Raw genomic sequence first — 19,336 nt, forward strand, 5'->3', positions numbered from 1 at the left:
AGAGATGAGCGTAGCCAAATTCGTCGCGGCCAACGGCCGTGAAGCCATGCGCAAGGTGCGCGAAGCCATGGGCCCGGATGCCGTGGTGCTGTCCAACCGCACCGTGGAAGGCGGCGTCGAGATCGTCGCCATGCGCGATACCGATCTTGGCAGTGTGTCCGCCACGGCGCAGGTCTATGTGCCGCCCGCACCGGTGGTCGAGCCCGTCGCCATCGGCGACCTGCGCGGCGAACTGCAGTCGATGCGCGCGATGCTCGAGCGACAGCTGGCCGGCATCAGCCCTGCCGCGGGCGCGGCCGCCCACGGCGTTGCCGCCAGCGACCCGCTGCGCGAGTCGCTGTTCGAGTGGATGGTCGGCGCCGGCTTCTCCGGGCAACTGGCGCGCATGCTGCTGGCACGGCTGCCGCTCGGCTACGACCGGCCGGCAGCGATGACGTGGATCCGCACTGAACTGGCCAGCAAGGTGCCGGTGGTGGGCGATGAAGACAGCCTGTTTGCGCAAGGCGGCGTGCTGGCGCTGATCGGACCCACCGGCGTGGGCAAGACCACCACCACCGCCAAGCTGGCAGCGCGCTTCGTGCTGCGCCACGGCGCCGACAAGCTGGCGCTGCTGACGACCGACAGCTTCCGCATCGGCGCGCACGAACAGCTGCGCATCTACGGCGACATCCTGGGCGTGCCGGTGCATGCGGTGAAGGACGCCGCCGACCTGCGCTTTGCGCTGGCGGCGATGAAGGACAAGCACCTGGTCATCATCGACACCGTCGGCATGAGCCAGCGCGACCGCAGCCTGTCCGAGCAGATCGCCATGCTGGCCGGCGTGCCCGCGCCGGTGCAGCGCGTGCTGCTGCTCAATGGCGCCAGCCACGGCGATACCCTCAATGAAGTGGTGCACGCCTACCGTCATGACACCGCGCCGGAAAGCGGTGGCATCGACGGCTGCATCATCAGCAAGCTCGATGAAGCCACGCACCTGGGCTCGGTGCTGGACGTGGTGATCCGCCACCGCCTGCCGGTGTTCTATGCCTCTACCGGCCAGCGCGTGCCGGAGCACCTGGAACTCGCCAGCAGCACCGCACTGGTGGAGCGCGCTTTCCTCACGCCGCGCCGCGGCTCGGTGTTTGCCGATGCCGATGCGGCGCGCCGCCGCCAGGCCGCTGGCGATGATGCCGTGCAGTCGAAGGGCGGCGCCGACGATGTGCTGCGCTCGCTGACCGACAGCGCCGACGCGCTCGGCCAGTGCGTGACTGAACTCAACAGCTCGGGCCTCGGCTTCGACCTCGCCCGCTCGCTGTGGCAACAGCGCGGCGCCGATGCACCGGCCCTGCGCACGATGGCGCAGCAGGTGCGCGAAGCGGTGTGCCGCGACGTCAACCGCCTGTGCGACCAGTACGTGCTGGCGCTCGCCACCACGCTGCAAGTGAATGTTCCGGGCCGCCGCGCGCCCCAGCCGATGCAGCACACGCTGTGGCTGGCTGACCGCGACGGCACGCCGCTGGCGGCCACGGTGACGGCCACGGGCCGCGCCGGCCAGCCGCTCGGCGAAGCCGATGCGGAAGCCGCCAACCTGCGCGCCGCCATGAGTGCCGCGCGCAAGGTCGTCAACCTGCTTGAAGCGGTACCGTCCGCCGCCACGCTGGCGCGCTGGCAGCAAGCCGGCGAGCGTTGGGTCGCCAATGCGCGCAAGACCGCGCGCGTAATCAGCGCCGGCGCCGCGTGGAAGCTCGATGCACTGGCCGACACGCTCACCTTCCACGCCGTGGGCGATGCCACCGTGCGCGAGCGCGATGCCGTGCGCTGGCTGGCCAGCGCCGACGTGCGCCTGCCGGAAAGCCCGGTACGCGGCAAGGGCGCGCCCGAAGGCGGCATCGACGCCTGCCTGGTGGTAGCGCGCCTGGTCGACCGCGCGGCCGGCGAACTGCTCGAGACCCGCTACCTGCTGTGCGATCCGGCGCTGGCGCAAGACGCCGCACAGGTCGCGCGCTGGGCGCCGTGGACCGATACCGCCGATGCGCGCCTGCGCACGCTGCGCCATGCCGCCGACCACTTCGCGCAGGATGCGGAAGCCGGCCACGCCGCCGGCGCCGCGCTGGCGGCGCTGCAACTGGGCCTGTCGGTGCTGCGCCTGGAACACGCGCCGACCGCCACCGCACCCGCCTTCCTCGCACGCCTGGCGGGCCGCACCGCGCGCCAGGGTGCGCCGGTGGCCGGCACGGTGCTCAACGAAGGCATGGGCCGCATGCTGGCGCTGCTCGACGTGCTGGAGAACTACCCGGGCCGCGGCGCTGCCACGTCGGCCGCTGGTATCAACACGAACGCCGACGCGATGGGGGTCCTGCAGTGAGCGCACTCGCCATGGACCAGGCTGAAAGCCTGCGCCGGATGCTGGCCCCGCGCACGACCCGCCGCATCGCCGTGGTCGCCAGCGAGCGCGGCGCCGGTGCCACCACGGTGGCACTGGGGCTGTCGCATGCGCTGGCGATGCAGGGCGAACGCGTGCTGCTGCTCGACGAAGACCCGGCTACGGCGCGCGCGACGCGCTTGGCCGGCGCCGCCCCGGCAGGGACCCTCGCCGACGTGCAGGACGGGCGCATGCCGCTGGAAGCCGCCGCGGGCGCGGGTACCAGCGCTGCAGTATCGCTGCTGCCGGCGGGCCGGCAGCGCGCCAGCCTGGACTTGCCGGCGTCGGCGCTGGCCGCCTTTCGCAGCGTGCTGGTCGATGCGGCAGCCGATGCCGACGGTGGGCTGTCGCCATTCGCGGGCGGTGCGCACAACGTGCTGATCGTGATGCGCCCGGAGCTGGCGTCGATCACCGCCGCGTACGCCTGCATCAAGCGCCTGCATCACCTGTACGCATGGCGGCGCTTCCACCTGATCGTCAACATGGCGGCGACCGAAGCCGCCGTGCAGGCGATCATGCGCAACCTGGCGCGCACCGCCGGCCAGTACCTGGGCGTAGAGGCGATCTGCGCGGGCTGGCTGCCGGCCGATCCGCTGGTGGCCCGTGGCTTGCAACTGGGGCGCTGCGTGGTCGAAGCCTTTCCGGCCGCGCCCGCCACCACCGCGCTGCGCCGCACCGCCGGCAGTATCGGCGGCTGGCCGCTGCGCGCCGATACGCCCGCACCTGCCGCGGCGCCCGCGATGGCCTGAGCCCGCCCCATGCCAACCAACCGAACCGGACCCTGAGCCAGCCGGCCGCCATATGGCGTGCCGGTCCAGCAATCCAGCATCCACGAGAATTGCACCATGTACACGATCCAGGGAAAGCTCGAACAGGCCGATGTGGTCAAGGCGCACGCACAGCTGGTGCGGCGCATCGCCCTGCAACTCGCCGCCAAGCTGCCCGCCAGCGTGCAGATCGACGACCTGATCCAGGCCGGCATGATCGGCCTGCTCGACGCTGCCAAGCGCTATGAAGACACGCACGGCGCGCGCTTCGAGACCTATGCCAGCCAGCGCATCCGCGGTGCCATGCTCGACGAGGTGCGCGCCAACGACTGGCAGTCGCGCAGCCTGCGCCAGTTCACGCGCCGCATCGAACGCAACCAGCGCGGGCTGGAGCAGAAGCTCGGGCGCACGCCGCTGGACTCCGAAGTGGCCGAGGCCATGGAGATGGGGCTAAACGAATACCAGCAACTGCTCAACGAAGTCTATGGTTGCCAGTTGTTGCATTACGAGGATTTCGAACGCTCTGGCGAAGAAGACTTCCTCGATCGCCATCTCGGCGGCAGCGATGACGGCAACCCGCTGACCGTGCTGATGGAAAGCGGCATGCGCGAAGCGCTGATCCGCGCCATCGATCGCCTGCCTGAGCGCGAGAAGCTGGTGCTGTCGCTGTGTTACGACCAGGAGCTGAACCTGCGCGAGATCGGCGCGGTGCTCGATGTGACCGAGTCGCGCGTGTGCCAGATCCGCGGGCAGGCGATTACGCGGTTGCGGAACCAGTTGCGCGGGATGTTGTGATGCGGGTGTTGGTCGGCGCCGTGCGCGGCGCTTGCTTGATGCTTGCCGCAGTGTCGTGTTGCGCATGGGCTGCGCAGGATGGCGGAACCCGTCATGCGTGGATCGGTTCGGTCAATGGCCCCGCGCTATACGGCCGCGGGCAGCGTGTAGTGTCGCCGCCGATCCAACCCACCGGGGTGTTACCCCAGTCCGAAGGCGTCATTACTTCCGTGCGCTGGCGCTACAGCTTTGCCAAGACGCCACCTGTGGAACTGCAGGCGTATCTCTGCAATGCGCAGCGCTGCGTGTTGCTGCCGCAGGCCGAAGGGAAGACGGATGCGTTCTCCGGGGATGACGCGACCAAGGGTTTTGTGTTTGCGTTCCGGGTGCCGGGGCAGGGGGGCCTGGTGCCGGTGTTGCAGGGCAAGAGTAATGAGGTCGTGGTGGGGTTTCGGTAGACCTTGATACCGAAGTGCGGCGTCAATTTTGCCGTTGTGGGACTCCCCTCTCCCCCTGAGGGGCTTGCCTTTACCCACATCTCGATAGGAAAGGTTGTAAACCGGATTGGACGGTGTTAACTTCGGGTGAAGTTGACAATCAGTGGTGGCAATTTTGCCTGATACGGAAGATCTGGAAGACTGGGCCAGCGACGAATTCGGTGGCGCTCAGTTGGGCGATGCACGTCGCACGCAGCGCCTTGTGGCATTGGCGCGCGGACTGGCGCAAAAAGCCCATGTTTCGTTCCCGCAGGCCTTGAGTGGTGCCCAACTCAAGGCGGCATATCGCTTCTTTGATAATGAGGCGGTCGACCCGGACGGAATACTGGCGAGCCACGTCGTTCAAACCGTGGGTCGCATGCAGCAGGTGCCTGTCGTCCTGACGGTGCAGGACACCACGGAATTCAATCTGGCAAATTTGCCCGCGACTGAGGGACTTGGTCACGGCACGGGCGGCAATTTGCACGGATTCATGTTGCACAGCGTGCTGGCGGTGACGCCTGAGGGCCTGCCACTGGGCGTGTTGAGCATGAAGACGTGGGTGCGTGCGCCGCAAGCATCGGGCAAGGCCAGGCAGCGCCGGGCGCTGTCCATTCGCGAGAAGGAAAGCGTGAAGTGGCTGGAGGGGCTGGAATGCCTTGAGCCGCTCAAGATGCAGTGTCCGGACACGCACCTTGTTGCCGTCAGCGATCGCGAGGGCGATGTGTATGACGTGTTTCTGGCGCCGCGCCCAGCGGGGGTGGACTGGTTGGTGCGGGCCGCCTGGAATCGGGGCGTGGACCACCCAGAGAAGTATCTGTGGGAGACGGTTGCCGCGGCTCCTGTACTTGGGGAGACCGTACTGCACGTGCCCAGGTCCGGCGCCAGGCAGGCACGTAGTGCCCGACTGGCTTTGCGCTGTGTGCCGGTCCAACTGCGAGCGCCGCGCAGCCGCGGTGCAGAGGGGCTACCGAGTCTCGAAGTGTTTGCCATTCACGCGCTGGAAATCGAGCCGCCCGAAGGCGTTGAGCCGCTCGAATGGATGTTGCTCAGTTCGATGCCCACCCAAACGCTGGAAGATGTGCTCGAACGGCTGAGCTGGTACGCCCGGCGCTGGACCATTGAATCCTGGCATCGTGTCCTGAAAAGTGGCTGCCAGATCGAGGCCCGGCAGTTCGGGACGCTGGAGCGGTTCCTGCGGGCCACGGCGCTGTTCGCCGTGATCGGCTGGCGCATTATGTACGCGACCATGCTGGGCCGGCTCGAAGCCGATATCCCTTGCTCGGTGCTACTGCAATCGCTCGAATGGCGGGCTTTGTACTGCCGCACGCACGGCACCACCAAGCCACCGGAGCAGGCGCCCAAACTCAGCGAAGCTGTCCTTTGGATCGCCAAGCTCGGTGGCTACCTGGGTCGCAAAAACGACGATCCCCCGGGAGCCACCGTCCTGTGGCGCGGCTTCCTCGCCCTGCACGAAATCACCGAAATGTATCGGATCTTCCAGAAAAACGAGTAAGCCGCCGGAAGTTGTGGGTAAAGGCAAGCCCTGAGGGGAGAGGGAGAACACCTTGCTTAGGCTAGCTCGGGTGCTGCTGGAGCACCCAAAGCCACAACCTGCTTTTGACGCTAGCCTGCCGCCAGACTGACCCCACCAACCCCCGCCGCCGCCTTCCCATCCTTCCCATACAACCCCGCATCACCACCGCCATGCTGGCGCAGTGCCTGGATCGCTTCGCGGGTGAAGTCGAGATGCGCGCTGATGACGGCGCCGTTCAGGGCATTGCCGTCGCGCGTGGCGCGTGCGGCGAAGATGAGCTTGCGCCAGGCGGCGGCGACTGCCGGGTCGATCTGGCGGCCGAGCAACTGGCCTTCGGGGCCGGCGCGCAGGCCGTGCGCGCCCATCTGGGCTTCGCGGGCCCTGACTTGGCGGGAGAGGGCCTGGCCCAGTTCTACCTTGCGCGTCAGCAGTTCGCTGAGGGACTGGAAGTCGCCGCGCTTGAGAGCGTCGCGTTCTTCGGTGAGGAGTTGGCCGAAGGCCTGGATGGCTTCGGTTTCGCGCTGCAGGGACTGGATCAGGCTCTGGCTCATGATGGGTAGGTCCACTAAATCACTGAAATTGGTCGGTGCCTGCCATGTCAGGCGGGCACCTCGCGTCGTTGCAAATGCTCGCAATAGCTGTGCTATTGCTGCGCTTTGCCCTTAGCGCTGAATCCCGCCTGACATGTCCTTCACCGACCATTTCAATGATTCAGTGGACTAGGTCGGGTCGGCCTGGCCGAGCTCGCGCAGGGTGGCGAGCAGGCCGTCGGCAATCTTGCCCGGGTCGATCTTGATCCGGCCTTCGGCAATGGCCTGGCGGATCTCTTCGACCTTGGCGGTATCGATATCGTCGTCGGTTTCCTGCGTCAGGCGGGCGCTGATCTCGCGCACCTGGGCGGCCAGCGGGCTGACGCTCAGGCCGGCGGACGGCGCGGCGGCGCTGGCCGGCGCGGCCTGGGGCCGGGCGGCGGCGTCGCCCGCGGGAGCGTCGGCGGGCCGGGACGAGGTGGAGTGGTTGATCTTCACGGGCGTTCCTTGCTGGTTTCCTATGGCATTACGGCCGCGGCTGCGAAATCTTTAGGGGCTGGTGCCCCGGATTCGCGCTGCGGCAGGGCCGGCGGCATTTTCGCACGCCGGGCGCCGCCTGGTTCCAGCCTGTTGGCCACGATTAAGGCACTTTCCTAGGGGCTACTGCAGCACGACCGTGTCGCCGCTGCGCACCAGGCCGTTGACCACCTGCCCGTTGCGCAGGCGCACCTGCACGGTGTTGCCGGTGGCAGCGTCGGCCAGCACCTTGCCTTCGCTGGTGATCTGGAAGGCGTCGCCCTCCACGGCCACGGTAACGGTCTGGCCCTGGCGCACGGCGATGGCCTTGCGCAGCAGGTCGGCGCGCAGCGGCGAGCCGGCGGCGATGCGGTTGGTGGTGATCGCGCCGGCGAGCTGCGCCGGATCGGTGATCACCGCGCGCGGCAGCGTGGCCAGGTCGCCCTGGCGCACTTCGATATCGGCGTGGCCGACCGGTTCGCCCGGGCCCAGTGCGCGCGCGGCGACGTAATAGTCGGTCAGCACCGAGACGCGCGCCTGCATGTAGCGCACCCACGGCCGCTCGCCGCCGCAGCGCACGCCCACCGAGACCCGGCCCCAAGGCGATGCGCCGGCGGGCAGGAAGGGATCGGGCGCGACGCAATCCGGCGCGCGGCCGCCCGAAGGCGGCGCCACCTGCACACTGACCTTGCCCGGCAGGCCGGCGGTCTGCTGCAGCAGGAAGCGTTCGACGGCGACGCGCGCCGGGTCCTCGGTAAAGGGGCTGGCAGCGCCGGCGGCCTGGCCGGCCGGCGCCTGCATGGCGACAGGCGTCACCTGCGCCGGCGCGGCGCCGGTGGCCGCGGCGGTGCACAGCAGGCAGGCCGTCAGCAGGGCTTGCATCTTGCTGCGGCCATGGCGGCGGAGATAGCGGCGGAGAGTGCGGCGGTTGGGGTTCATCTGTACTTCCCGGCAAGGACGGCACGGCCTGCGCTGGCATGCCTGGCGCGCTGCCCCGTGATTGGCCGCACACCCCGTCTACATCAGTCATCGGGTTCCGATTGTAGGCAGCCCCTCGCGCGAGGGCGGGCCGAAATGCACGGATTTCCCGTCCTTATTCATCCGATTGGCGTGACAAGGCCCCGCCTAAGATGGCAACCCTGAAGAAGGTCGTCCCTTCGCTATTCGCTAGTTTGGTGTTCGCTTACGTTCCGTAAGCAGGGAGATGCCAGGATGATTGACAGACTCGACGCAGCGCTACGCTTCCAGCAGGAAGCGCTGAGCCTGCGCAACCAGCGGCAGTCGGTGATTGCCTCCAACATCGCGCACGCGGACACGCCCGGCTACAAGGCGCGCGACTTCGATTTCTCGAGCACGCTGGCGCAGAGCGTCGAACGCGGTCATCGCAACGAAGGGATGTCGCTGTCGACCACCTCGGTGCGCCACCTGCCCGCGCAGGCGCCGGGCCGCGAAGCGTTCGACCTGGCCTACCGCATCCCGCTGCAGTCCAGCGCGGACGGCAACACCGTGGAAATGGATACCGAGCGCGTGGCCTTCGCCGACAACGCCGTGCACTTCGAGTCCGGCCTGACGGTGATGAACTCCAGGATCAAGACCATGCTGGCCGCCATCCAACAATAAATCGAGCAGTCAGGAGAGAGCGCATGCCGGCAATGAACATCTTCGACGTCGCGGGTTCGGCCATGGCCGCGCAGTCGCAGCGCATGAACGTGACCGCGTCCAACCTGGCCAACGCCGACAGCGTGGTCAGCCCAGACGGGCAGGCCTACCGTGCCAAGCAGGTCGTGTTCGGCATGGCGCCGACACCCGGCCAGACCGACGTGGGCGGCGTGCAGGTAGCCGGCGTCACCGAAGACCCGTCGCCGCCGCGCATGGTGCACAACCCTACGCACCCGATGGCCAACGCCCAGGGCTACGTGGTGATGCCCAACGTCAACCCGGTGGAAGAGATGGTCAACATGATCTCGGCCTCGCGCTCCTACCAGGCTAACGTCGAAGTGCTCAACACCGCCAAGAACATGATGCTCAAGACGCTGACGATCGGCCAGTGACGAGCCTCTCCATCCGATTGCCTCCAACAGATCGTACAGAACGCAAGGGCCGGACCGCCACATGACAACCACCTCCTCGGTCAGCAGCAACACCCAGGGCATCAATGACGCCCTCAAGAGCGGGAGCGCCAGCGCTTCCGAGCTGCAGGAAAATTTCCTGAAGATGCTCGTCACGCAGATGAACAATCAGGATCCGCTCAACCCGATGGACAACTCGCAGCTGACCTCGCAGCTGGCGCAGATCAGCACGGTGAGCAGCATGCAGACCATGAACGCCACGCTGTCGCAGCTGCTGGCACAGGTCAGCGCCAGCCGCGCGATGGACTCCGCCGCGCTGATCGGCCACACCGTGATGGTGCCGGGCAAGCAGGTTTCGGTCGAGGGCGGCGTGCCGGGCAAGATCGGCGTGGACCTGCCGTCGACCGCCGAATCGGTCACCGTCGACGTGCTGGACAAGGATGGCAACGTGGTGCGCACCATCGACATGAAGGGCCAGACCGCGGGCGTGCACGACATCCCCTGGGACGGCAAGAACAATGCGGGCGTGGCCGTGGCCGACGGCGACTACACCTTCAAGGTCACCGCCACCGCCAACGGCGCCTCGGTGCAGCCGGTGGCACTGGTCTACGGCAAGGTGCAGAGCATCAGCGGCGACTCGACCGGCGTGCTGGTCAATCTCGGCGATGGCCAGACCGCCAACGTCGACGACGTGCGCCGCATTCTCTAATCGCAGGCGCCGGTCGCGCGCGAGCGCGGGGCCGGCTTCAACGACAGCTAAGTCAAAGGAAGGTTTCCATGGGTTTCGGTCAAGGGGTAAGCGGCCTGAACGCCGCCGCGTCCAATCTGGATGTGATTGGCAACAACATCGCCAACGCGAACACGGTTGGCTACAAGCAGTCCACCGCGCAGTTCGCCGACGTCTACGCCGGCAGCAAGATCGGCCTGGGCGTGCGCGTGAACTCGGTGGTGCAGTCGTTCAACCAGGGCAATATCGAGGCCTCCGGCCGCTCGCTGGACGTCGCCATCACCAACGGCAACGGCTTCTTCCGCATGACCAGCCCGGACGGCGCGATCTATTACTCGCGCAACGGCCAGTTCCAGCGCCAGGACGACGGCCGCATCACCAACATGCAGGGCCTGCAGGTCACCGGCTACCCGGCGGGCGTGACCGCCGGCGCTGGCGTGCAGCCCCAGCCGCTGGTGATCAGCAACGCGCAGATGGCGCCGCAGGCCACCAGCACCATCACGGCCAAGTTCCAGCTGGATTCGCGCAGCACGGTGCCGGCCACGCCCTTTGCCAGCGCGCCGGGCACGCCGCCGACCACCAGCATGTTCAACTACAGCACGGCGATCAACGTCTATGACTCGCTGGGCAACAAGCAGCAGCTGACGGCGTACTTCGCCAAGGTCGCGGACGCACCCCCGCCCGCGGTCCCGCCGCACCCGACGGTTCCCGGTGGCACCGACTGGAACATGTACGTGACCGATGCCAACGGCAATATGGTCGGTGGCGCGCCGTTCACGATGGCGTTCGACAACGCCGGCGCACTGCAAGCGCCCGCGGCCGGCGCCATCACGCTGACGCAGCCGGCCGCCGGTGGCGCGCAACCGATGGCCATGAAGCTGGACCTGACCGGCACTACGCAGTTCGGCGCCGACAACGACGTCAAGCAGCTGGTCCAGAACGGCTACACCTCGGGCAGCCTGCTGGGCTACTCCGTGGATTCGGACGGCACCATCATCGGCAGCTACTCCAACGAGCAGACCCAGAAGCTGGGCCAGATCGTGATGGCCGCGTTCGGCAACGTCGAAGGCCTGAAGCCGGAAGGCGACAACGTCTGGTCCGCTACCGGCTCCTCGGGCCAGGCCCTGCTGGGCGTGGCCGGCGGCAGCATGGGCACGCTGCGCTCGAACGCGGTGGAAGCCTCCAACGTGGACCTGTCCGGCCAGCTGGTCAACCTGATCGTGGCGCAGCGCAACTACCAGGCCAACGCGCAGACCATCAAGGCGCAGGACACGGTCATGCAGACCCTGGTCAACCTGTGATCGCCACGCTGAGCTGAGCCGCCGCCATGGACCGCATGATCTACACCGCCCTGTCGGGCGCCAAGCAGATACTCGACCAGCAAGCGGCGGTATCGAACAACCTGGCCAACGTCTCGACCCCGGCCTTCCGCGCGCAGGTCAACCTGTACCGCGCGGTGCCGGTGGTCGGGCCGGAGGCCGGCACGCGCGCCTTCACGCTGGCGTCGACGCCGGGCGCCGACATGCGCGCCGGCCCGCTGACCTACACCGGCCGCGCGCTCGACGTGGCGCTGCAGGGCAACGGCTGGCTGGTGGTGCAGACGCCCGACGGCGGCGAGGCCTACACCCGCGCCGGCGCGCTGCAGGTGTCGCAGGACGGGCAGGTGCAGACCATCACCGGGCTGCCCGTGATGGGCGATGGCGGTCCGCTGGCGGTGCCGCCGGGCTCGCAGGTGAGCATCGGCACCGATGGCACCATCACCGCGCGCGGCCCGGGCGAAGCCTCGGCAGGTCTCGCGCAAGTGGGCCGGTTGCGCGTGGTCAACCCGCCCAACGAGGCCATCGCGCGCGGCGATGACGGCCTGTTCCGCCTGCGCGCCGGCGCGCAGGCGCTGGAAGCCGATCCCACCGTGCGCGTGATCTCGGGCGCGCTGGAAGGCAGCAACGTCAATCCGACCGAAGCAATGGTCGAGATGATCGCCAATGCCCGCCGCTTCGAGATGCAGATGAAGATGATCCAGGGCGCGGACAGCAACGACCAGCGCGCCAACCAGCTGCTGTCGACCAACTGATGGCCTGACGCAGCGGCCCGGACAAGCGGGCCAGCAAAGCCCTTACAAGACCCCAGCAAGGACCAACATGATCCGCTCTCTCTGGATTGCCAAGACCGGCCTAGATGCGCAGCAGACGCAGATGGACGTGATCTCGAACAACCTGGCCAACGTGTCGACCAACGGCTTCAAGCGCGGCCGCGCGGTGTTCGAGGAACTGATGTACCAGACCATCCGCCAGCCCGGCGCGCTGTCGTCGGACCAGACCACGCTGCCCTCGGGCATGCAGCTGGGCACCGGCGTGCGCCCGGTCGCGACCGAGCGCATCCACACGCAAGGCAACCCGCAGCAGACCGGCAATTCCAAGGACGTGGCCATCATCGGCCAGGGCTTCTTCCAGGTGGCGCTGCCCGACGGCACCACCGCCTACACCCGCGACGGCTCGTTCCAGGTCGACCAGAACGGCCAGCTGGTGACCTCCAGCGGCTTCGTGATCCAGCCCGCCATCACCCTCCCGGCCAATACGCAGACGATAACCGTTGCGCGCGACGGCACGGTGTCGGTGACGCAGCCGGGCTCGAGCGCCAACGTGCAGGTGGGGCAGCTGCAGCTGGCCACCTTCATGAACCCGGCCGGCCTGGAAAGCATGGGCGAGAACCTGTATGTGCAGACCGACGCCTCGGGCGCGCCCAATACCACCGTGCCCGGCCTGAACGGCGCCGGCACGGTCCAGCAGAACTACGTCGAGTCCTCCAACGTCAACGTCGTGGAAGAACTGGTCAGCATGATCCAGACGCAGCGCGCGTACGAGATCAACAGCAAGGCCGTGCAGTCGTCCGACCAGATGCTGCAGCGCCTGGCGCAGCTCGGTTGATTGGAGTGAACATGGCCACCTTGCTTTCCCGCCTGGGCGCGCGTGCGCTGTATTGCCTGGCCGGCGTGGCATTGCTGGCCAGCGGCGGCTGCGCGCTGGTGCCGCGCGAGCCGCTGGTGCAACTGCCCACCAGTGCGCGCGCCGAGCCGCGCCCGATGGGGCCGGCCTCCGGGTCGATCTACCAGTCGTCGTACGCTGGCAATCCGCTGTTCGAGGACCGCCGTCCCCGCAACGTGGGCGATATCCTGACGATCCTGATCACCGAGAACGTCAACGCCAGCAAGAATTCCGGCACCAACGCCAGCCGCACCGGCAGCGGCGCGCTGGCGTTCGACGCGGTGCCGCGCGCGCTCGGCGGGCTGTTCGGTGCGAGCCAGAACGCCAACATGAGCGGCGCCAATTCGATGAAGGCAAGCGGCGGCGCCAGCGCGGCCAATACCTTCAACGGCACCATTACCGTGACGGTGCTGGAAGTGCTGACCAACGGCAACCTGGTGGTCTCGGGCGAGAAGCAGCTCGCCATCAACCAGGGCGCCGAATTCATCCGCTTCTCGGGCGTGGTCAACCCGCGCACGATCACCGGCGACAACGCCGTGCTGTCCACGCAAGTGGCCGATGCGCGCATCGAATACACCGCCAAGGGCGTGATCGACGAAGCGCAGAACATGGGCTGGCTGCAGCGCTTCTTCCTCAATGTTTCTCCGTTCTGACCGCGCCATGTCCGCTTCCATGCTCGCCTATATCCTGTCCCGCCTGCTGCGCGTGAGCGTGGTCAGCCTGGCACTCGGCGTGGCGTTCGGCGCCTTCGCCACCGGCGCCAAGGCCGAGCGCCTGAAGAACCTGGCCACCTTCCAGGGCGTACGCGAGAACCCGCTGGTGGGCTACGGCCTGGTGGTCGGCCTGGACAACACCGGCGACCAGACCATGCAGACGCCGTTCACTACGCAGAGCCTGACCAACATGCTCTCGCAGTTGGGGATCACGCTGCCGGCCGGCAAGAACATGCAGCTCAAGAACGTGGCCGCGGTGATGGTCACGGCTTCGCTGCCGGCCTTTGCGCAGCCCGGCAGCCAGCTTGACGTGGTGGTGTCGTCGATGGGCAATGCCAAGAGCCTGCGCGGCGGCACGCTGCTGATGACGCCGCTCAAGGGCGCCGACGGCCAGGTCTATGCCATCGCGCAAGGGAATATGCTGGTGGGCGGCGCGGGCGCGTCGGCCAACGGCAGCAAGGTGCAGGTCAACCAGCTGGCGGTGGGACGCATCGCCAACGGCGCCATCGTCGAGCGCGCGGTCGCGGCGTTCCAGCCGGACGGCGGCGTGCTCAACCTCGAACTGAAGGACACCGACTTCGGCACCGCCGAGCGAGTGGTCGAAGCCATCAACCGTTCGATGGGCGGCGGTGTCGCCGCGGCGCTGGACGGCCGCGTGGTGCAGGTGCGCGCGCCGGCCTCGGCAGCGGCCCGCGTGGGCTTCCTGGCCCGCATCGAGAATCTCGACGTGACCCCCGCCAAGGCGGCCGCCAAGGTCATCCTGAACGCCCGCACCGGTTCGATCGTGATGAACCAGGCGGTGACGGTGGAAGACTGCGCGGTGGCGCACGGCAGCCTGTCGGTGGTGATCAACACGCAGCCGGTGATTAGCCAGCCCGCGCCATTCAGCGGCGGGCAGACGGTGGTGGCGCCGGTGTCGCAGATCGACATGCGGCAGCAGGGTGGCTCGCTGCAGGTGGTCAAGGCGGGCGCGTCGCTGGCCGCCGTGGTCAAAGGCCTGAACGCGCTGGGCGCGACCCCGGCCGACCTTCAGACCATCCTGGAAGCCATGCGCGCGGCCGGTGCGCTGCGCGCAGAGCTCGAAGTGATCTGACATGAGCACGGCACTACCTCCGCAGGCGGAGCTGACGCAGCGCTTCGCGCTGGATACGCAGGGCTTCGAGGCGCTCAAGCACAGCGCCCGCAATGGCGCGGATGCCAGCACGCTGCGGGCCGCGGCCAGGCAGTTCGAGGCGGTGTTCACGCAGATGGTGCTCAAGAGCATGCGCGACGCCACGCCGCAGGACGGCATCTTCGACAACGAGCAGAGCAAGCTCTACATGTCCATGATGGACCAGCAGCTCGCGCAGCAGATGTCGTCGCGCGGGATCGGGCTGGCCGAGGTGATGGTGCGCCAGCTGGCGCGCGCGGCCGGCACGCCGATGCCGGCCGGCATGAATGCGATGAGCCCGGCCGAGTCGGGCAAGGCCGCGGATGCCGAGATGGCGCGCCTGCTGGACAGCCGCGGCGCCGGTGCCATGCCTTCCGACAACGGAGAACTCGCCGACCTTCCGGCCATCGGCACCATCGTGCCGGGGCAGAACTGGAATCCCATGGCGGGCCTGCGCCAGTACCAGCCGCAGTCCTATGCCGACCGCGGCCAGGGTGAAGACTCGCTTGGCCGGCTCCCGGACGACGCGCCGGCGCATGTCAGCGCCTTCGTGGCTCGCATGGCCGCACCGGCGGAGGCTGCCGCGCGCGCCAGCGGCGTGCCGGCACGGCTGATCGTCGGCCAGGCCGCGCTGGAATCCGGCTGGGGCCAGCGCGAGATCACGCACGCGGACGGCTCCACCACGTTCAACGTCTTCGGCATCAAGGCTGGCGCGAACTGGAAGGGGCGTGTGGCGGAGATCACCACCACGGAATATGTCGACGGCCAGCCGCAGAAGGTGCGGGCCAAGTTCCGGGCCTATGGCTCGTATGACGAAGCCTGTGCCGACTACGCGCGCCTGCTGACCACCAACCCGCGCTATGCGGGGGTGGTGAGCGCGGCATCGGCCGAGGAAGCGGCACATGGGCTGCAACGCGCGGGTTATGCCACGGATCCGGCGTATGGGCACAAGCTGGTGAAGATCATGAAGAAGGTGGCGGTCTGAGGGCTGGGCCATAGCTCCAGCGCCAGCCGTTGCTGACACCGCCTGAACAAGGCCACCCCACTCCCGCCCTGCGGGAGCTTGCCTTTACCCACAACTTCCGGCGGCTTACTCGTTTTTCTGGAAGATCCGATACATTTCGGTGATTTCGTGCAAAACGAGGAAGCCGCGCCAGAGGACAGTAGCACCGGGGGGATCGTCGTTTTTGCGACCCAGGTAGCCACCGAGCTTGGCGACCCAAAGGACCGCTTCGCTGAGTTTGGGTGCCTGCTCTGGTGGCTTGGTTGTGCCGTGCGTGCGGCAGTACAAGGCCTGCCATTCGAGCGATTGCAGTAGCACCGAGCAAGGGATATCGGCTTCGAGCCGGCCCAGCATAGTTGCGTACAAGATGCGCCAGCCGATTACGGCGAACAGCGCCGTGGCCCGCAGGAACCGCTCCAGCGTCCCGAACTGCCGGGCTTCGATCTGGCAGCCACTTTTCAGGACACGATGCCAGGATTCAATGGTCCAGCGACGGGCGTACCAGCTCAGCCGTTCGAGCACATCTTCCAGCGTTTGGGTGGGCATTGAACTGAGCAACATCCATTCGAGCGGCTCAACGCCTTCGGGCGGGTCGAGTTCCAGCGCGTGAATGGCAAATACTTCGAGACTCGGTAGGGCCTCTGCACCGCGGCTGCGCGGCGGTCGCAGTTGGACGGGCACACAGCGCAAAGCCAGTCGGGCGCTACGCGCCTGCCTGGCGCCGCTCCTGGGCACGTGCAGTACGGTCTCCCCAAGTACAGGAGCCGCAGCAACCGTCTCCCACAGATACTTCTCTGGGTGGTCCACGCCCCGATTCCAGGCGGCCCGCACCAACCAGTCCACCCCCGCTGGGCGCGGCGCCAGGAACACGTCATACACATCGCCCTCGCGATCGCTGACGGCAACAAGGTGCGTGTCCGGACACTGCATCTTGAGCGGCTCAAGGCATTCCAGCCCCTCCAGCCACTTCACGCTTTCCTTGTCACGAATGGACAGCGCCCGGCGCTGCCTGGCCTTGCCCGATGCTTGCGGCGCACGCACCCACGTCTTCATGCTCAACACGCCCAGTGGCAGGCCCTCAGGCGTCACCGCCAGCACGCTGTGCAACATGAATCCGTGCAAATTGCCGCCCGTGCCGTGACCAAGTCCCTCAGTCGCGGGCAAATTTGCCAGATTGAATTCCGTGGTGTCCTGCACCGCCAATACGACAGGTACCTGCTGCATGCGACCCACGGTTTGAGTGACGTGGCTCGCCAGTATTCCGTCCGGGTCAACCGCCTCATTATCAAAGAAGCGATATGCTGCCTTGAGTTGGGCACCACTCAAGGCCTGCGGGAACGAAACATGGGCTTTTTGCGCCAGTCCGCGCGCCAATGCCACAAGGCGCTGCGTGCGACGTGCATCGCCCAATTGAGCGCCACCGAATTCGTCGCTGGCCCAGTCTTCCAGATCTTCCGTATCAGGCAAAATTGCCACCACTGATTGTCAACTTCACCCGAAGTTAACACCGTCCAATCCGGTTTACAACCTTTCCTGTCGAGATGTGGGTAAAGGCAAGCTGCGGGAGAGGGGGGCAAACTTGCAGGGCGCGACGTGATGGCGTCCTGGCCGAGCGCCTGCCACGCGCCGCCGTTTGCAGCTAAGCAAACATGCCCAATCTTCCACTCGCCCCACTAAAGTCCCGCCCCCAACCAGCCGATATCTCCCACATCCACCACCGCCGGCCCACGCCGCGGCAGTCCAACAAAACCAGGGTCATTGCACAATGTCTCTCTTCAGTATTGGTCTTTCCGGCCTGAACACCGCGCAGAACGCGCTGACGACGACCGGCCACAACTTCGCCAACTCGGCGACTGAGGGCTACTCGCGCCAGAACACCATCGTGGCCTCGGCCGGCGGCCAGTACACCAGCCAGGGCTTCTACGGCTACGGCTCCAACACCACCACGGTGATCCGCGTCTATGACGAGTTCCTGACCGGCCAGCTGCGCGGCGCCACCTCGGCCAGCGCATCGCTGGCGGCGTACTCGGACCAGATCGCGCAGATCGACAACTTGCTGGCCGACCAGAAGGGCGGCCTGGCACCGCTGATGCAGAAATTCTTCGCGGCGGTGCAGGCCGTGGCCGACACGCCGGCCGATCCGGCCGCGCGCCAGGGCATGCTCTCGGCCGGCCAGGCGCTGGTGGGGCAGGTTCGTTCGGCCAGCAACTACTTCAAGCAGCTGCAGTCCGGTGTCAACGACCAGGTCGGCACCGCGGTCTCACAGGTCAATGCCTACACCAAGCAGATCGCCAACCTGAACCAGGAAATCACGCGCCTGAAGGCCGCTTCCGGCGGCCAGCCGCCCAACGACCTGCTCGACCAGCGCGACCAGGCCGTGGCCGAGCTGACCAAGCTGGTCGGCGCCAAGGTGGTGGTGCAGGACGGCGGCACCTACAACGTGTTCGTCGGCAACGGCCAGCCGCTGGTGATGGGCAGCGACTCGTACGACCTCAAGGCCGTGCCCTCGGCAGCCGATCCAAACCGCACCGTCGTCGCCTACACCCTGCCCAACGGCAGCGTGTATGAAAGCGAGGCGGGCGCGATCAAGGGCGGCTCGCTGGGCGGCCTGCTGCAGTTCCGCACCGAGACCCTGGATGCTGCGCAGAGCGCGATCGGCCGCCTGTCGCTGGCGATCGGCGAGAGCTTCAACGCGCAGCACAAGCTGGGCATGGACCTGAACGGCGCCGTCGGCACCGACATGTTCAAGCTGGGCACCGCCACCGTGCTGCCCAACGCTAACAACACCGCCATTACCACGGTCGCAACGGCCACGATCAACAACGCCTCGGCGCTGACCACCAGCGACTACTCCCTGCACTTCGACGGCACCAACTACACGCTGACGCGGCTGTCAGACAACAAGCAGGTGGTCACGCCGGTACCGGGGGGCGGCGCGACCTATCCGCTGGCGTTCACCGCCGACGGCTTCTCCGTGCAGATCAACGCGGCGATGGGCACCAACGATTCGTTCACGATCCAGCCCACGCGCAACGCCGCCACTGGCTTCGACATGGCGATTACCGACCCGGCCAAGATCGCCGCGGCCTCGCCGGCACGCGCCGATGCGGCGGCCACCAACAAGGGCAGCGGCACCGCCAGCCTGAGCAATGTCGCCCCGGGCTTTACGCTGCCGGCCGGCAAGATCACCGCCACCTTCGATGGCACCAACTACGTCTTCACCGACGCCGGCGGTGCGCCGCTGGTGCCGGCGCCGGTCGGCGTGCCCAACGGCAGCAATACCGACTACACCATCAATGGCCTGACGTTCAGCTTCGGCGGCGCGCCCAAGGCGGGCGACTCGTTCACGCTGGGCAGCAATGCCGGCGGGGTGAAGGACAACGGCAACATGCTGACGCTGGCCAAGCTGCAGAACGCCAAGACCATCGGCGGCGTGTCCAGCTTCAGCGAAGCCTATGCGCAGCTGGTCAACGACGTCGGCACGCGGGCCAAGTCGGTCAAGATCGCCTCGGCCTCGCAGGACAGCATCACCACCCAGATCAAGACCGCGCAGCAGTCGGTGTCCGGCGTCAATATGGACGAGGAAACCGTGTCGATGCTGCGCTTCCAGCAGCTGTACCAGGCCAACGCGCGGGTCATCCAGACCGCCAGCTCGCTGTTCGACACCATCATCGGCATCGGCGTCTGAATCG

At 67.3% G+C, this 19,336-nt stretch carries 19 protein-coding genes; 15 read left to right on the forward strand and 4 right to left on the reverse strand.

Going from position 1 to position 19,336, the window contains the following annotated elements:
* Nucleotides 1–4 precede the first annotated feature (4 nt).
* The 5 genes from flhF to ABNX08_RS33430 all read left to right on the forward strand — a co-directional run bounded on the left by flhF (nt 5) and on the right by ABNX08_RS33430 (nt 5,934).
* A complete protein-coding gene (gene flhF, locus ABNX08_RS33410; protein ID WP_022537468.1) occupies nt 5–2,344 on the forward strand; it encodes a flagellar biosynthesis protein FlhF in 2,340 nt (779 codons plus the stop codon).
* Nucleotides 2,345–2,355: 11 nt separating this feature from the next.
* Nucleotides 2,356–3,150 (forward strand): flagellar synthesis regulator MotR, encoded by a 795-nt coding sequence (locus ABNX08_RS33415; protein ID WP_022537469.1) that lies wholly within the window; start codon nt 2,356–2,358, stop codon nt 3,148–3,150.
* Nucleotides 3,151–3,246: 96 nt separating this feature from the next.
* A complete protein-coding gene (locus ABNX08_RS33420; RefSeq protein WP_022537470.1) occupies nt 3,247–3,963 on the forward strand; it encodes an RNA polymerase sigma factor FliA in 717 nt (238 codons plus the stop codon).
* A gap of 38 nt (nt 3,964–4,001) precedes the next feature.
* Nucleotides 4,002–4,400: a flagellar protein FlhE gene (locus ABNX08_RS33425; RefSeq protein ID WP_374063734.1), complete on the forward strand. Its 399-nt coding sequence runs from the start codon at nt 4,002–4,004 to the stop codon at nt 4,398–4,400.
* A 145-nt stretch (nt 4,401–4,545) separates the two neighbouring features.
* A complete protein-coding gene (locus tag ABNX08_RS33430; RefSeq protein ID WP_374063693.1) occupies nt 4,546–5,934 on the forward strand; it encodes an IS4 family transposase in 1,389 nt (462 codons plus the stop codon).
* 110 nt (nt 5,935–6,044) lie between these two features.
* Here ABNX08_RS33430 and ABNX08_RS33435 read toward each other — a convergent pair whose 3' ends face one another.
* From ABNX08_RS33435 to flgA, 3 genes are all read right to left on the reverse strand, one after another.
* Nucleotides 6,045–6,506, reverse strand: coding sequence for a flagella synthesis protein FlgN (locus ABNX08_RS33435; RefSeq protein WP_022537473.1), 462 nt, complete (start codon nt 6,504–6,506; stop codon nt 6,045–6,047).
* Nucleotides 6,507–6,674: 168 nt separating this feature from the next.
* Entirely contained in the window at nt 6,675–6,983 is a 309-nt protein-coding gene (gene flgM / locus ABNX08_RS33440; protein WP_022537474.1) for a flagellar biosynthesis anti-sigma factor FlgM, read from the reverse strand.
* 162 nt (nt 6,984–7,145) lie between these two features.
* Nucleotides 7,146–7,883 (reverse strand): flagellar basal body P-ring formation chaperone FlgA, encoded by a 738-nt coding sequence (gene flgA / locus ABNX08_RS33445; protein ID WP_051369991.1) that lies wholly within the window; start codon nt 7,881–7,883, stop codon nt 7,146–7,148.
* Nucleotides 7,884–8,213: 330 nt separating this feature from the next.
* Here flgA and flgB point away from each other — a divergent pair, with 330 nt between their 5' ends.
* From flgB to flgJ, 9 genes are all read left to right on the forward strand, one after another.
* A complete protein-coding gene (flgB, locus tag ABNX08_RS33450; protein WP_022537476.1) occupies nt 8,214–8,621 on the forward strand; it encodes a flagellar basal body rod protein FlgB in 408 nt (135 codons plus the stop codon).
* 23 nt (nt 8,622–8,644) lie between these two features.
* Nucleotides 8,645–9,052, forward strand: a complete 408-nt coding sequence (flgC, locus tag ABNX08_RS33455; RefSeq protein ID WP_022537477.1) for a flagellar basal body rod protein FlgC — start codon at nt 8,645–8,647, stop codon at nt 9,050–9,052.
* 61 nt (nt 9,053–9,113) lie between these two features.
* Nucleotides 9,114–9,779: a flagellar hook assembly protein FlgD gene (gene flgD / locus ABNX08_RS33460; RefSeq protein WP_022537478.1), complete on the forward strand. Its 666-nt coding sequence runs from the start codon at nt 9,114–9,116 to the stop codon at nt 9,777–9,779.
* Between the two features lie 68 nt (nt 9,780–9,847).
* Nucleotides 9,848–11,098 (forward strand): flagellar hook protein FlgE, encoded by a 1,251-nt coding sequence (gene flgE / locus ABNX08_RS33465; RefSeq protein WP_022537479.1) that lies wholly within the window; start codon nt 9,848–9,850, stop codon nt 11,096–11,098.
* Between the two features lie 26 nt (nt 11,099–11,124).
* Nucleotides 11,125–11,868, forward strand: a complete 744-nt coding sequence (gene flgF / locus ABNX08_RS33470) for a flagellar basal-body rod protein FlgF (protein ID WP_022537480.1) — start codon at nt 11,125–11,127, stop codon at nt 11,866–11,868.
* 67 nt (nt 11,869–11,935) lie between these two features.
* Nucleotides 11,936–12,721 (forward strand): flagellar basal-body rod protein FlgG, encoded by a 786-nt coding sequence (gene flgG, locus ABNX08_RS33475; protein WP_022537481.1) that lies wholly within the window; start codon nt 11,936–11,938, stop codon nt 12,719–12,721.
* Between the two features lie 11 nt (nt 12,722–12,732).
* Nucleotides 12,733–13,431 (forward strand): flagellar basal body L-ring protein FlgH, encoded by a 699-nt coding sequence (gene flgH / locus ABNX08_RS33480; RefSeq protein ID WP_022537482.1) that lies wholly within the window; start codon nt 12,733–12,735, stop codon nt 13,429–13,431.
* Nucleotides 13,432–13,438: 7 nt separating this feature from the next.
* On the forward strand, nt 13,439–14,584 hold the full coding sequence (locus tag ABNX08_RS33485) for a flagellar basal body P-ring protein FlgI (RefSeq protein WP_022537483.1): 1,146 nt from the start codon (nt 13,439–13,441) through the stop codon (nt 14,582–14,584).
* Between the two features lies 1 nt (nt 14,585).
* On the forward strand, nt 14,586–15,626 hold the full coding sequence (flgJ, locus tag ABNX08_RS33490) for a flagellar assembly peptidoglycan hydrolase FlgJ (RefSeq protein WP_022537484.1): 1,041 nt from the start codon (nt 14,586–14,588) through the stop codon (nt 15,624–15,626).
* A gap of 105 nt (nt 15,627–15,731) precedes the next feature.
* Here flgJ and ABNX08_RS33495 read toward each other — a convergent pair whose 3' ends face one another.
* Nucleotides 15,732–17,123: an IS4 family transposase gene (locus ABNX08_RS33495; protein ID WP_374063698.1), complete on the reverse strand. Its 1,392-nt coding sequence runs from the start codon at nt 17,121–17,123 to the stop codon at nt 15,732–15,734.
* A gap of 286 nt (nt 17,124–17,409) precedes the next feature.
* Here ABNX08_RS33495 and flgK point away from each other — a divergent pair, with 286 nt between their 5' ends.
* On the forward strand, nt 17,410–19,332 hold the full coding sequence (gene flgK / locus ABNX08_RS33500) for a flagellar hook-associated protein FlgK (RefSeq protein ID WP_022537486.1): 1,923 nt from the start codon (nt 17,410–17,412) through the stop codon (nt 19,330–19,332).
* The last annotated feature ends 4 nt before the right edge of the window (nt 19,333–19,336 follow it).

Origin of the sequence: Cupriavidus sp. DF5525 (assembly GCF_040149425.2) — a bacterium.
In the GTDB taxonomy this organism is placed as follows: domain Bacteria; phylum Pseudomonadota; class Gammaproteobacteria; order Burkholderiales; family Burkholderiaceae; genus Cupriavidus; species Cupriavidus pickettii_A.